Raw genomic sequence first — 12,593 nt, forward strand, 5'->3', positions numbered from 1 at the left:
ATTCGAAAGTCATCACAGAAAGTTGAGAGCGTTCCTACTACTAAAGGAATGATACACAAATAAAAATTAGGTATATAAAATGACATACGAAGTAAAATCTCTTAATGAAGAATGTGGTGTTTTCGGTATCTGGGGGCATCCAGATGCTGCTAAATTGACCTATTTTGGTCTCCACAGTCTTCAGCACCGTGGTCAGGAGGGGGCAGGGATCCTCTCCAATGATCAGGGTCAATTGAAGCGTCATCGTGATATGGGGCTTTTATCAGAAGTGTTCAGAAACCCAGCTAATTTGGATAAACTAACTGGAACGAGCGCGATTGGGCATGTGCGTTACGCGACTGCTGGCGAAGCTTCTGTTGATAACATTCAGCCCTTCCTCTTTCGCTTTCATGATATGCAGTTTGGACTTGCTCACAACGGAAACTTGACTAATGCCGAATCGCTCAAAAAAGAATTGGAACAAAGAGGAGCTATTTTCAGTTCAACTTCGGATTCGGAAATCTTGGCTCACCTCATTCGTCGGAGTCACAATCCGAACTTGATGGGTAAAATCAAGGAAGCACTCAGCCTCGTCAAAGGTGGCTTTGCTTATATCCTGCTATTTGAGGACAAGTTGGTTGCGGCCCTTGACCCTAATGGCTTCCGCCCTCTTTCTATTGGGAAAATGGCCAATGGAGCGGTGGTCGTTTCGTCAGAAACCTGTGCTTTTGAAGTCATTGGTGCCGAGTGGATTCGCGATGTAAAACCAGGAGAGATTGTAATCGTAGATGACAATGGGATTCAGTACGATAGCTATACGAATGATACCCAGTTGGCGATTTGCTCTATGGAGTATATTTATTTTGCCCGACCTGACTCTAATATTCATGGGGTCAATGTCCATACAGCTCGCAAACGTATGGGGGCTCAATTGGCGCGTGAGTTCAAGCACGAAGCGGATATCGTGGTTGGTGTGCCAAATTCCTCACTCAGCGCAGCGATGGGATTTGCAGAAGAATCTGGTCTGCCAAATGAAATGGGGCTGATCAAAAACCAATACACGCAACGTACCTTTATCCAACCGACTCAGGAATTGCGGGAGCAAGGGGTGCGGATGAAACTGTCTGCTGTTTCAGGCGTTGTCAAAGGCAAACGTGTGGTGATGGTGGATGATTCCATTGTTCGTGGGACAACCTCTCGCCGTATCGTTCAGCTTTTGAAAGAAGCGGGTGCCTCTGAAGTTCATGTTGCTATTGGTAGTCCAGCGCTAGCTTATCCATGTTTTTACGGGATTGATATCCAGACGCGTCAGGAGCTGATTGCGGCCAATCATACGGTCGAAGAAACCTGTCAAATCATTGGTGCGGATAGTCTGACCTATCTTTCAATTGATGGCTTGATTAATTCTATCGGCATCGAAACAGATGCGCCAAACGGTGGTCTCTGTGTCGCTTATTTTGACGGCGACTACCCAACTCCTCTCTACGACTATGAAGAAGACTATCGTAGAAGTTTGGATGAAAAGACCAGTTTTTACAAATAGACGGATAAAGACTCTCCATGAAAGGAAAGGAAGAGAAGATGACAAATAAGAATGCATACGCTCCACGTCTCACTACTGACTAAAAGCTAAAGCATTTGTCAGTAGACGCTTTCTCCTATGGGACCAAAGCTAGAGACCTGACTAGTATTTTTAGATAAAATAATTGTTTATCTAAAAATACGTCGCAGTCTTTCTCAAAAAAAGAAAAGGAATGAATAAAATGACGAATAAAAATGCTTATGCGCAGTCTGGTGTGGATGTTGAAGCGGGTTATGAAGTTGTTGAGCGGATCAAAAAGCACGTGGCTCGTACGGAACGCGCAGGTGTTATGGGAGCTCTGGGTGGCTTTGGTGGCATGTTTGACCTTTCAAAAACTGGTGTCAAAGAGCCTGTCTTGATTTCAGGAACTGATGGTGTCGGGACCAAGCTCATGTCGGCTATCAAATACGACAAGCACGATACTATTGGTCAGGACTGTGTGGCCATGTGTGTTAATGACATCATCGCTGCAGGTGCGGAGCCTCTTTACTTCCTTGACTACGTAGCGACTGGTAAGAATGAACCAGCTAAGTTAGAACAAGTCGTTGCAGGTGTGGCAGAAGGTTGTGTGCAGGCTGGTGCGGCCCTCATTGGTGGTGAAACGGCTGAAATGCCTGGTATGTACGGCGAAGATGACTACGACTTGGCTGGATTTGCGGTCGGCGTGGCTGAAAAATCTCAAATCATTGACGGTTCAAAGGTGGCAGAAGGTGATGTTCTTCTCGGACTTGCTTCAAGTGGGATTCACTCAAATGGTTACTCACTTGTTCGTCGTGTCTTTGCCGACTACACAGGCGAAGAAGTCTTGCCTGAGCTGGAAGGCAAGAAACTCAAGGAGGTTCTTCTTGAGCCGACTCGTATCTATGTCAAGGCTGTTTTGCCGCTCATCAAGGAAGAGTTGGTCAACGGTATTGCTCACATCACAGGTGGTGGCTTTATCGAAAATGTCCCTCGCATGTTTGCAGCTGACTTGGCTGCTGAGATTGAGGAAAGCAAGGTTCCAGTCCTTCCAATCTTCAAAGCCCTTGAAAAATACGGTCAGATCAAACACGAAGAAATGTTTGAAATCTTCAATATGGGTGTGGGCCTCATGTTGGCAGTTAGCCCTGAAAATGTAGACCGTGTCAAGGAATTACTGGATGAACCAGTCTATGAAATTGGTCGCATCGTCAAGAAAGAAAACGAAAGTGTCATCATCAAATGAAAAAAATAGCGGTTTTTGCCTCTGGTAACGGCTCAAACTTTCAGGTGATTGCCGAAGAATTTCCGGTGGAGTTTGTCTTTTCAGACCATCGTGATGCCTATGTGCTTGAGCGGGCAGAAAAGCTTGGTGTCCTGTCCTATGCTTTTGAACTCAAGGAGTTTGAGAACAAGGCGGACTACGAAGCAGCTCTTGTCGAACTCTTGAAAGAACACCAGATTGACTTGGTTTGTCTAGCAGGCTACATGAAAATCGTTGGGCCAACCTTATTGGCGGCTTATGAAGGTCGAATCATCAATATCCATCCAGCCTACTTGCCAGAATTTCCAGGAGCTCATGGGATTGAGGACGCTTGGAATGCTGGTGTTGCTGAGAGTGGCGTCACCATTCACTGGGTGGACTCGGGTGTGGATACAGGCAAGGTCATCAAACAAGTCCGTGTGCCACGGATAGCTGATGATACCATCGAAAACTTTGAAGCTCGCATTCATGAGGCAGAGTACAAGTTGTATCTAGAGGTTCTGGATAGCTTGGGAGTGGAGAGAAGGTAAAAGATAGATAGAAGAGGAATAAAAATGACAAATAAAGATAGTTTTAATGGTGGTACTAATATTGGTGTAGGAAATACTGCTGGCGGAGATATATATGCTGCAGGTAGAGATGTTTATATTCAAAAAAAAGATGATAAACCAGTTGCTGAGTATGAAGCAAAGGTAATTTGGAAGACTCCTTTAACTAAGTCTGTTCTAGGTTTCAGTGGAATACTCAGTTCAGTAGCTAGTGCTTTCACAATTTTCAAGGGCATTGAACCATTAATAAATTGGTTTAGAAATTCAAATACGGGACAATTTAAGGGAATTAATGAAAATTTTTTGTTTATCTTTTTAGGAATTTTCTTGTTAACGATTATTATTTTTTATTTACGATCTATTACAAGTAAAGAGACTAGATAACCTTTGATGTTTAATTATGCACTTAGTGGAATTGGAAATAGGTTGAGTATAGAGAAAGTTGAAGTTGCTGCCTGTCCGATCTGTAATGGAAAGATGAAATATTACAATAAACCTACAGCATGGGATAGAGTAATAGACCCAAATGGGAAAGAGAAGCGTATTGTGACCGAGAGAGTTCCAGCGTTGGAGTGTAAAAGAAATAGTAAACACTGGTTTGAAGTTGATCCAGCAGAAGATAAAATATAACATAAGGAGAATATATGACTAAACGCGCCTTAATCAGTGTCTCAGATAAAGGGGGCATTGTTGAATTTGCCCAAGAACTTAAAAAACTCGGTTGGGACATTATCTCAACAGGTGGGACCAAAGTTGTCCTTGACAATGCTGGGGTAGATACCATTGCTATCGACGATGTGACTGGGTTCCCAGAAATGATGGACGGTCGTGTCAAGACCCTTCATCCAAATATCCATGGTGGGCTCTTGGCTCGTCGTGACTTGGATAGTCATCTTCAAGCAGCCAAGGATAATCAGATTGAGCTCATTGACCTTGTGGTGGTCAATCTCTATCCTTTCAAGGAAACGATTCTCAAACCAGACGTGACTTATGCTGACGCAGTGGAGAATATCGATATTGGTGGTCCATCTATGCTTCGTTCAGCAGCTAAAAATCATGCCAGCGTGACAGTTGTAGTAGATCCTGCTGACTATGCTGTGGTGCTTGATGAATTGGCAGCAAATGGTGAAACAAGTTACGAAACTCGCCAACGTTTAGCAGCCAAGGTTTTCCGTCACACAGCGGCTTATGATGCCTTGATTGCAGAATACTTCACAACTCGAGTCGGAGAAAGCAAGCCAGAAAAACTGACCTTGACTTATGACCTCAAGCAATCAATGCGTTATGGGGAAAATCCTCAGCAGGATGCGGACTTTTACCAAAAAGCCTTACCGACTGACTATTCGATTGCATCAGCGAAACAGCTCAACGGTAAAGAATTGTCCTTTAACAATATCCGTGATGCAGATGCTGCTATCCGTATTATCCGTGATTTTAAAGACCGTCCAACCGTTGTGGCTTTGAAACACATGAACCCATGTGGAATTGGTCAAGCTGACGACATCGAGACTGCTTGGGATTATGCTTATGAGTCTGACCCAGTGTCTATTTTTGGTGGAATTGTCGTCCTCAACCGTGAGGTGGATGCTGCGACTGCTGAGAAGATGCACGGCGTTTTCCTCGAGATCATCATCGCACCGAGCTATACGGATGAAGCGCTAGCCATTTTGACCAACAAAAAGAAAAACTTGCGTATCCTTGCCTTACCATTTGATGCCCAAGATGCAAGCAAAGTGGAAGCTGAGTACACTGGTGTAGTAGGTGGACTTCTGGTGCAAAACCAAGACGTGATCAAAGAAAGCCCAGCTGACTGGCAAGTGGTGACCAAACGCCAACCAACTGAGACAGAAGCGACTGCCCTTGAGTTCGCTTGGAAAGCTATCAAGTATGTCAAATCAAATGGAATCATCGTGACTAATGACCACATGACACTTGGCGTTGGCCCTGGTCAAACCAATCGTGTGGCTTCCGTCCGTATTGCTATTGACCAAGCTAAAGATCGCCTTGACGGTGCTGTCCTTGCTTCGGATGCCTTCTTCCCATTTGCGGATAACGTTAAAGAAATCGCTAAAGCAGGTATTAAGGCCATCATCCAGCCAGGGGGCTCAGTCCGTGACCAAGAGTCTATCGAAGCTGCTGATAAATATGGATTGACTATGGTCTTCACAGGAGTAAGACATTTTAGACATTGATGGGTATTTAAAAATTAGCTCATTATCAACTGTGATAAATGATTTATCGCTAACAACGAGAGAAGACGTAAGTTGTCTTCTCTTTTTGTATGTCTAAAACAATAAGCATTTTAGTGTTAGAAATTATTAAAATGATTTGTTAGAGCTGTTCATGACTAATCTAGAAAAACTCAGTTTCTCACTTAACTATTTTTCATACGTTTTATGGTGTTTAAGGTTGTTGTGACTAGCTCGTTAACAGGCATGGCTTTATAATCTCCTTTTAACCATTCATCAAAAATATTGTAGAGACCGCTGGTAATGAATCTACTATCATAAGTGATTTGCCTTTGATCACTATTTGTGATGTGCCAAGGTGCCATGACAGTGGTATAAGCAGTAGGAAGCTTATCATAAGACCTTTGCAAGATAAGCACGAGTAAGTTTGCGTCTTGCAAAATTTTTAATGGCTCAGTGTACTGGCTCCAATACTGAAAGAAAAGGTTCACTAAATCTTCAAAATTAGTCAGTTTTGCTGTTTGAAGTTCGATAATATAGTATTGGATTAAGCGGTCTAAATAGTTCGTAAGAACTTCCTCTTTTGAATGGTAATAACGATAAAACGTTCGTCTAGCAATCTGAGCATGCTCACTGAGTTCTGCAATGCTGATATTATGAAGGGATTTCTTAGTTGCTAATAAATCGAACAAGGCTTCCTCCAGCCATTGTCGCGTTTGATATTCCATGGTATTTTTCCTTTCCTGTCACACTTTTGGTCAAACTGTGCCAATTTCTCTTAACCTCTTGTTTTTGTAACAGTTTATCTTTATACTAAAAGTGTTACGCGTGATATATGATTATCATTTATTCTTAACATTGTACAATTGTTAGTTGTTATTAAGGAGGTAAAGATATGAGCATTCTTTTTAATGTTTGGATGCTACCTATTTTATTTATTTTACACGATTTTGAAGAAATGATTTTTATGCCCTTGTGGAAAACACGGTATCATCAAAAATTAGAAACTTTTAAGAAACCGTTCTTTGGTTCCGTTACGCAAGGCTCCGCTTTTGCAGTAGGTGTGTTGGAGGAATTTATCATCCTGATGTTTATTTCTGGATTCTGCCAAATAACTCACAACACTTTACTCTATTTATCTTTTGTAATAGCTTATACATCTCATTTCATAATCCATTATATCATGTGCATGCAATTTAGGGGTTATGTTCCTGGAGTCGTCACAGTAACCCTAGAATTGCCAATAGTTCTAATGATTATTTCCCACTATTGGTCTTCTGACGTTCCTTTGTTATCAGTCTTTGTCTATCTTTTATTAGCCATGATAATAGCTTTTACGAATCTTAAAATCATGCATCTCATCATGCCAAAAATTCAAACACATCTAGAAAAATACGCGAAATGAAAAACGATTAAATGAGAGCTACTTTTTAACCTTTCTGATATAACTGGTTAATGAGCAGCCAAGAGTCTATCGAAGTGGCTGACAAATATGGCTTGACCATGGTCTTCACAGGAGTAAGACATTTTAGACATTAAGAAAACAAAAGGGAAGAAAACAGTTTCTTTCCTTTTTTGGCTTAAAATGCTAAGTGAAACAAGATTGAAACGAACGTTTGTGGTATAATGTTAGTAAATAATTCGCAAAAGAGGTTGAGAGATGAAGCTGTTAGTTGTCGGTTCGGGTGGTCGTGAACATGCCATTGCTAAGAAGTTACTTGAATCAAAAGACGTTGAAAAAGTCTTTGTAGCTCCTGGAAATGATGGAATGGCCTTGGATGGGTTGGATTTAGTAAACATTGGAATTTCCGAACATTCCAAACTAATTGAATTTGCCAAGGAGAATGATATTGCTTGGTCTTTTATCGGTCCGGATGATGCTCTTGCCGCTGGGATCGTGGATGATTTTAGCCAAGCTGGGCTCAAGGCTTTTGGTCCGACGAGATTGGCAGCGGAGTTGGAGTGGTCAAAGGATTTTGCTAAGGAAATCATGGTCAAATATGACGTTCCGACAGCAGCCTATGGCACATTTTCAGATTTTGAGGAAGCTAAGGCTTATATCGAGGAGAAAGGCGCTCCTATTGTCGTCAAGGCAGACGGCTTGGCTCTTGGAAAAGGTGTCGTTGTTTCGGAGACGGTTGAGCAAGCGGTCGAAGCAGCTCACGAGATGCTCTTGGATAATAAATTTGGTGACTCAGGTGCGCGTGTGGTTATCGAGGAATTCCTTGACGGAGAGGAGTTCTCTCTCTTTGCCTTTGTCAATGGGGACAAGTTCTACATCATGCCAACGGCTCAGGACCATAAACGTGCCTATGATGGCGATAAGGGCCCTAACACGGGCGGTATGGGAGCTTATGCGCCAGTTCCCCACTTGCCACAGAGCGTGGTTGATACGGCGGTTGACACCATTGTCAAGCCTGTCCTTGAAGGGATGATTCAGGAAAGTCGTCCGTATCTTGGTGTCCTTTACGCAGGGCTTATCCTAACAGCAGATGGACCTAAAGTTATCGAGTTCAATGCTCGGTTCGGAGATCCCGAAACTCAGATTATCTTGCCTCGTTTGACATCTGACTTTGCGCAAAATATCACGGATATTTTGGATGGCCAAGAGCCAGCCATCACATGGACAGACAAGGGTGTGACTCTGGGCGTGGTTGTCGCGTCAAACGGCTACCCGTTAGACTATGAAAAGGGTGTCAAGTTGCCAGCCAAGACCGAGGGCGACATCATCACCTACTATGCAGGAGCTAAGTTTGCGGAAAATAGCAGAGCATTGCTATCAAATGGCGGACGTGTCTATATGCTTGTCACCACAGCCGATACCGTCAAAGAAGCCCAAGAAACCATCTATCAAGAACTCTCCCAACAAAAAACAGAAGGCCTCTTTTACCGAACAGATATCGGAAGCAAGGCTATGAAGTAAAAGTATAAAAATAACGCGACGAAGTCGCCAAATACGTTAATGGTCGCCGTGGTGAAAAGACCAGAACATTCACTGTTCTGGTCGGGGGAAACTTTGAGACCTTAGGCTCAAAGTTTAGGAATGAAACCGAAGGTTTGCTTCCGTCCCCACCACCTAAGACCATTATCAAAAAAGAAAAGGAAAAATTATGACTAAACCAATTATTTCCATCATCATGGGCTCTAAATCTGACTGGGCAACCATGCAAAAAACAGCTGAAGTCTTAGACCGCTTTGGTGTAGCCTATGAAAAGAAAGTCGTCTCTGCCCATCGCACGCCTGACCTCATGTTTCAGCATGCAGAAGAAGCCCGCAGTCGCGGCATAAAGGTCATCATCGCCGGTGCTGGTGGTGCCGCGCATTTGCCAGGTATGGTAGCAGCCAAAACGACTCTACCTGTTATCGGTGTGCCCGTCAAATCACGTGCGCTCAGCGGTCTGGACTCCCTCTATTCGATTGTGCAGATGCCGGGCGGTGTGCCTGTGGCAACTATGGCAATCGGTGAAGCGGGAGCGACAAACGCTGCCCTGACTGCCCTTCGGATCTTGGCCATTGAGGACCAAGACCTAGCAGCAGCGCTAGCAGATTTTGCAGAAGAGCAAGGAAAAATCGCAGAGGAGTCTACAAATGAGCTCATCTAAAACAATCGGAATTATCGGTGGCGGTCAGCTGGGTCAGATGATGGCCATTTCTGCTATCTACATGGGGCACGAGGTCATCGCGCTGGATCCAGCGGCGGATTGTCCAGCCTCTCGCGTGGCAGAGCTTATCGTGGCGCCTTATAACGATGTGGATGCCCTGCGTCAGCTGGCTGAGCGTTGCGATGTCCTGACCTATGAGTTTGAAAATGTCGATGCGGACGGTTTGGATGCCGTTATCAAGGATGGTCAGCTCCCTCAAGGGACGGACCTGCTCCGCATTTCTCAAAATCGGATCCTTGAAAAGGACTTTTTGTCAAACAAGGCTCAAGTCACCGTAGCACCATACAAGGTCGTGACTTCAAGCCAAGACTTGGCAGATATTGACCTGTTGAAAATCTATGTCCTCAAGACTGCGACTGGTGGCTATGATGGACACGGGCAAAAGGTCATTCGCTCAGAAGCAGATTTGGCAGAAGCCTATGCGCTAGTCGATTCAGCAGACTGCGTTTTGGAAGAATTCGTCAACTTTGACCTTGAGATTTCTGTTATCGTGTCTGGTAATGGCAAGGACGTGACAGTTTTCCCAGTTCAGGAAAATATTCACCGCAACAATATCCTGTCTAAAACCATTGTACCAGCTCGCATTTCAGAAAGTTTAGCTGAAAAAGCCAAAGCTATGGCGGTGCGAATCGCAGAACAACTGAGCCTCTCTGGAACCCTTTGTGTGGAAATGTTTGCGACAGCTGATGACATCATTGTCAATGAGATTGCCCCACGACCACATAACTCTGGGCACTACTCTATCGAAGCCTGCGACTTCTCTCAGTTTGATACCCATATCTTGGGTGTTCTCGGAGCACCATTGCCAGCTATCAAACTGCATACGCCTGCAGTCATGCTCAACGTCCTCGGCCAACACGTCGAGGCTGCTGAAAAATATGTCACAGAAAATCCAAGCGCCCACCTCCACATGTATGGTAAAATAGAAGCGAAGCACAACCGCAAAATGGGACATGTGACCTTGTTTAGTGATGTGCCAGATAGTGTGGATGAGTTTGGGAAAGGGATTGATTTTTAGGTGAGAATAGCAATTTTAGGTCTTGGGGTTATCGGGACCATTTATGCCTATGCTTTTCAAAAAGCAGGTCATCAGGTAGAGCACGTGCTGAGAGAAAGTAAGAAAGGTACAGCACCAAACGTTTTGACAGTTGATTTGCTAGATGGTCGTTATGTTTCCAAAGGTGAAAATAAACGGGATACCTATGTGGTTCATGTGGCGGAAGATCATGCGGAATATGATTTTATTTTTATCAGTGTGCGTCATGGTTTTGTAAAAGAAGCCGTGGAAACCTTGCGAGAAAATCGGATTAAAGGAACTCTCGTTTTCTTCTGTAATTTCTGGAATACGCGAGAGGAAGTAGAGAAATGGGCAGGGGAGTATAACTATATTCTCGCATTTCCGACAGCTGGTGGTCATATGAATAAGGACCATTTGGATGGCGTCTTGTTCGACCATTTAATGTTAGAAGGGGAGAAAAAAGCACACATCCCCAATTGTGCTGACTTGACGGATTTGCTGACTTCAGCAGATTTGAAGTGGGAGATTCCCCATGATATGGTCGAGTGGATTTGGATTCACATGGCGATTAATGCGGGTGTCACCTCGACAGCTGCACGCTCGGGAAATCTAGAAAATCCAGAAAAATTGGCTTTGAACTTGATGAACAGTTCTTCGGAATTATCATTAGCCATCAAGGCCATTCGAGAGGCTTTGAAAGTCGTAGAAGCGCGTGGTGTGAATTTGAAACTTTACAAAGCAGAACTCTTGCCTTATAAAATTCCCGCTTGGATTGCAGGGAAGGCCATGAAAGCTATGTTTGCGAAAAATGAGCTGACCCGAAAAATCATGACCTTGCATAATGACAAACAAGATATCTTTTATTGTTGTCAAAGTGTTTATCAGACTGGTCTGAAGTTGGGTGTTGAGATGCCTATTCTAGAAGCCAATATGAAGGGGATTTCTGTCTAGAGTATTCTGGTTGTACAATGGTTTTATTGAACAAGATAAGGTTGTGGAGCAGTCGTTGAGGTCTTGTGTGCTAGTGGGGATCACGAAAAGGTGAAAGACAAGCATGAAGAGCTAGTAGCTCAGCACCCAGAAAACTATTTGGTGATTTATGATTTGCCACTGGATACGGATTTGAATACGCTAGATCATTATCCATTTGTGTGAATTGGGAAAGAAGAGTTTGAGGAATTTTAAAGTAGGAGATACAAAATGGGAGAGTTAGCTTTAAAGAACGATAAACTCATTGAAGAAGAGAAAAATAGTAGTCAACTTGATATTAGACTTTTTCAAAATAAAAGTAAGATGTTTGAAAAAGTTGGAAATTACTTTACTACCATCGTTAACTCCTATAATGAAGTAAAACAGAATATTGATCCTAAAGAAATATATGTTGTTAAATTTACTCAAGAACAGCTAGATAAATTCAATAGGGGAGATATTGATTTTCAAAAAACGGTAGATATGAAGTCTTTATTGCCAAATTTTGTATCAAAAGGGACTAATAATAATATTGTTTCAATGGCTAGACTTGAAAAAATTGTATTAGACAATCCAGAAGCTTTACAAAATGTTGTGTCAAATGTAAATCGGTTGGTTGAAGCTCAAAAAGTAAGTGAACTGGAGTTATTGCTGTCAGAAGTAAAACAGATTTCTTTAGATATTAAACAAGGTCAAAAAGATGATAGGCGGTCCAAAATATTGGGGGCAGAAAGTACAATAGAGCAAGCATTATTAATGAGTGATGAAAATCCTCAAAAAGAGTATCTGTTATTGAATGCAATTAATCAATTAAATGAAGGACGAGCATCTATTATAAAAGAATTTGAAGAAGTTGTGGCTAAAAATTTATCCATACCAAAAACTAATTTATTTTTATTTCTAAAATCAACTATTGATGATAAATTTAATGAGGATGTTTCAAATAGCTTTGCAGAATTAAATGACCAATTTTCATATATTGTAAAGGCAAGTGATTTACTAGCTAAAATATACACAGTGACAAGTAACAATGGCTTGATTGACACTGTTTATACGCCTGTTAAGAATTTGATTGAAAATAACCATGAGTATATATCAAAACTGGTAGAATTACAGGAAATAAGTGCAGAGGAGCAAGGGCGGTTAAAATGGTGTATCGAGCTGAATGATTTTATTGGAAAAATTGGAGCAACTGAATTGTCAGATGATGATATTATTACAATTGAATTTTCAGGTCAGGAATTATTAAAGGGAGTAAAAGATGGATAGAAAGCAAATACACAAGATTGGAAAAAGCATGAATAAGCCTGTTAAATTTGTAAAGAACCATGCAGGAAAAATTATGACAGTGATTGCCACAGTTGTTTCAGTAGTTACATTTATTGACGGCAGAAAAAATAAATAGATTTACTGTCATACATAGA

14 protein-coding genes and 2 pseudogenes are annotated in these 12,593 nt (G+C 42.4%); 15 read left to right on the forward strand and 1 reads right to left on the reverse strand.

Features of this window, described 5'->3' with window-relative positions; genetic code table 11:
* Window positions 1-79 precede the first annotated feature (79 nt).
* The 6 genes from purF to purH all read left to right on the forward strand — a co-directional run bounded on the left by purF (window position 80) and on the right by purH (window position 5,523).
* The gene (purF, locus tag MK396_RS08160; RefSeq protein ID WP_268724251.1) at window positions 80-1,522 is read left to right on the forward strand and encodes an amidophosphoribosyltransferase; all 1,443 of its coding nucleotides are present in this window, start codon (window positions 80-82) and stop codon (window positions 1,520-1,522) included.
* A gap of 220 nt (window positions 1,523-1,742) precedes the next feature.
* Window positions 1,743-2,765 (forward strand): phosphoribosylformylglycinamidine cyclo-ligase, encoded by a 1,023-nt coding sequence (purM, locus tag MK396_RS08165; protein WP_268724252.1) that lies wholly within the window; start codon window positions 1,743-1,745, stop codon window positions 2,763-2,765.
* Entirely contained in the window at window positions 2,762-3,313 is a 552-nt protein-coding gene (gene purN / locus MK396_RS08170; RefSeq protein WP_268724253.1) for a phosphoribosylglycinamide formyltransferase, read from the forward strand. Before purM ends, purN begins: the two co-directional genes overlap by 4 nt.
* A 24-nt stretch (window positions 3,314-3,337) precedes the next feature.
* Window positions 3,338-3,715, forward strand: coding sequence for a hypothetical protein (locus MK396_RS08175; protein ID WP_268724254.1), 378 nt, complete (start codon window positions 3,338-3,340; stop codon window positions 3,713-3,715).
* Window positions 3,716-3,721: 6 nt separating this feature from the next.
* The gene (locus MK396_RS08180; RefSeq protein WP_268724255.1) at window positions 3,722-3,961 is read left to right on the forward strand and encodes a hypothetical protein; all 240 of its coding nucleotides are present in this window, start codon (window positions 3,722-3,724) and stop codon (window positions 3,959-3,961) included.
* Between the two features lie 14 nt (window positions 3,962-3,975).
* Complete coding sequence (purH, locus tag MK396_RS08185; RefSeq protein WP_268724256.1) at window positions 3,976-5,523, forward strand: bifunctional phosphoribosylaminoimidazolecarboxamide formyltransferase/IMP cyclohydrolase; 1,548 nt, start codon at window positions 3,976-3,978, stop codon at window positions 5,521-5,523.
* Window positions 5,524-5,705: 182 nt separating this feature from the next.
* On the opposite strand, the gene MK396_RS08190 is transcribed toward purH, so the two are convergent.
* A complete protein-coding gene (locus MK396_RS08190; RefSeq protein ID WP_268724257.1) occupies window positions 5,706-6,248 on the reverse strand; it encodes a TetR/AcrR family transcriptional regulator in 543 nt (180 codons plus the stop codon).
* Window positions 6,249-6,415: 167 nt separating this feature from the next.
* Between MK396_RS08190 and MK396_RS08195 the strand changes: the two genes are divergently transcribed.
* The 9 genes and pseudogenes from MK396_RS08195 to MK396_RS08230 all read left to right on the forward strand — a co-directional run bounded on the left by MK396_RS08195 (window position 6,416) and on the right by MK396_RS08230 (window position 12,574).
* Window positions 6,416-6,925 (forward strand): HXXEE domain-containing protein, encoded by a 510-nt coding sequence (locus MK396_RS08195; RefSeq protein WP_007522577.1) that lies wholly within the window; start codon window positions 6,416-6,418, stop codon window positions 6,923-6,925.
* A gap of 59 nt (window positions 6,926-6,984) precedes the next feature.
* Window positions 6,985-7,059 (forward strand): annotated as a pseudogene (locus MK396_RS10035) (IMP cyclohydrolase); the annotation flags it as partial.
* A 121-nt stretch (window positions 7,060-7,180) separates the two neighbouring features.
* A complete protein-coding gene (purD, locus tag MK396_RS08200; protein WP_268724258.1) occupies window positions 7,181-8,443 on the forward strand; it encodes a phosphoribosylamine--glycine ligase in 1,263 nt (420 codons plus the stop codon).
* A 187-nt stretch (window positions 8,444-8,630) separates the two neighbouring features.
* Window positions 8,631-9,122, forward strand: a complete 492-nt coding sequence (gene purE, locus MK396_RS08205) for a 5-(carboxyamino)imidazole ribonucleotide mutase (protein ID WP_254726206.1) — start codon at window positions 8,631-8,633, stop codon at window positions 9,120-9,122.
* Complete coding sequence (gene purK / locus MK396_RS08210; protein WP_268724259.1) at window positions 9,109-10,200, forward strand: 5-(carboxyamino)imidazole ribonucleotide synthase; 1,092 nt, start codon at window positions 9,109-9,111, stop codon at window positions 10,198-10,200. Before purE ends, purK begins: the two co-directional genes overlap by 14 nt.
* Window positions 10,201-11,151, forward strand: a complete 951-nt coding sequence (locus tag MK396_RS08215; RefSeq protein WP_268724260.1) for a ketopantoate reductase family protein — start codon at window positions 10,201-10,203, stop codon at window positions 11,149-11,151. It abuts the gene before it with no gap.
* Window positions 11,152-11,161: 10 nt separating this feature from the next.
* Window positions 11,162-11,355 (forward strand): annotated as a pseudogene (locus tag MK396_RS08220) (phosphoribosylaminoimidazole carboxylase).
* Between the two features lie 45 nt (window positions 11,356-11,400).
* Complete coding sequence (locus MK396_RS08225) at window positions 11,401-12,438, forward strand: hypothetical protein (RefSeq protein ID WP_268724261.1); 1,038 nt, start codon at window positions 11,401-11,403, stop codon at window positions 12,436-12,438.
* The gene (locus MK396_RS08230; protein WP_162838153.1) at window positions 12,431-12,574 is read left to right on the forward strand and encodes a hypothetical protein; all 144 of its coding nucleotides are present in this window, start codon (window positions 12,431-12,433) and stop codon (window positions 12,572-12,574) included. Before MK396_RS08225 ends, MK396_RS08230 begins: the two co-directional genes overlap by 8 nt.
* Window positions 12,575-12,593 lie beyond the last annotated feature (19 nt).

Source organism: Streptococcus oralis (assembly GCF_026782235.1).
GTDB classification, from domain to species: Bacteria; Bacillota; Bacilli; order Lactobacillales; family Streptococcaceae; genus Streptococcus; species Streptococcus oralis_CC.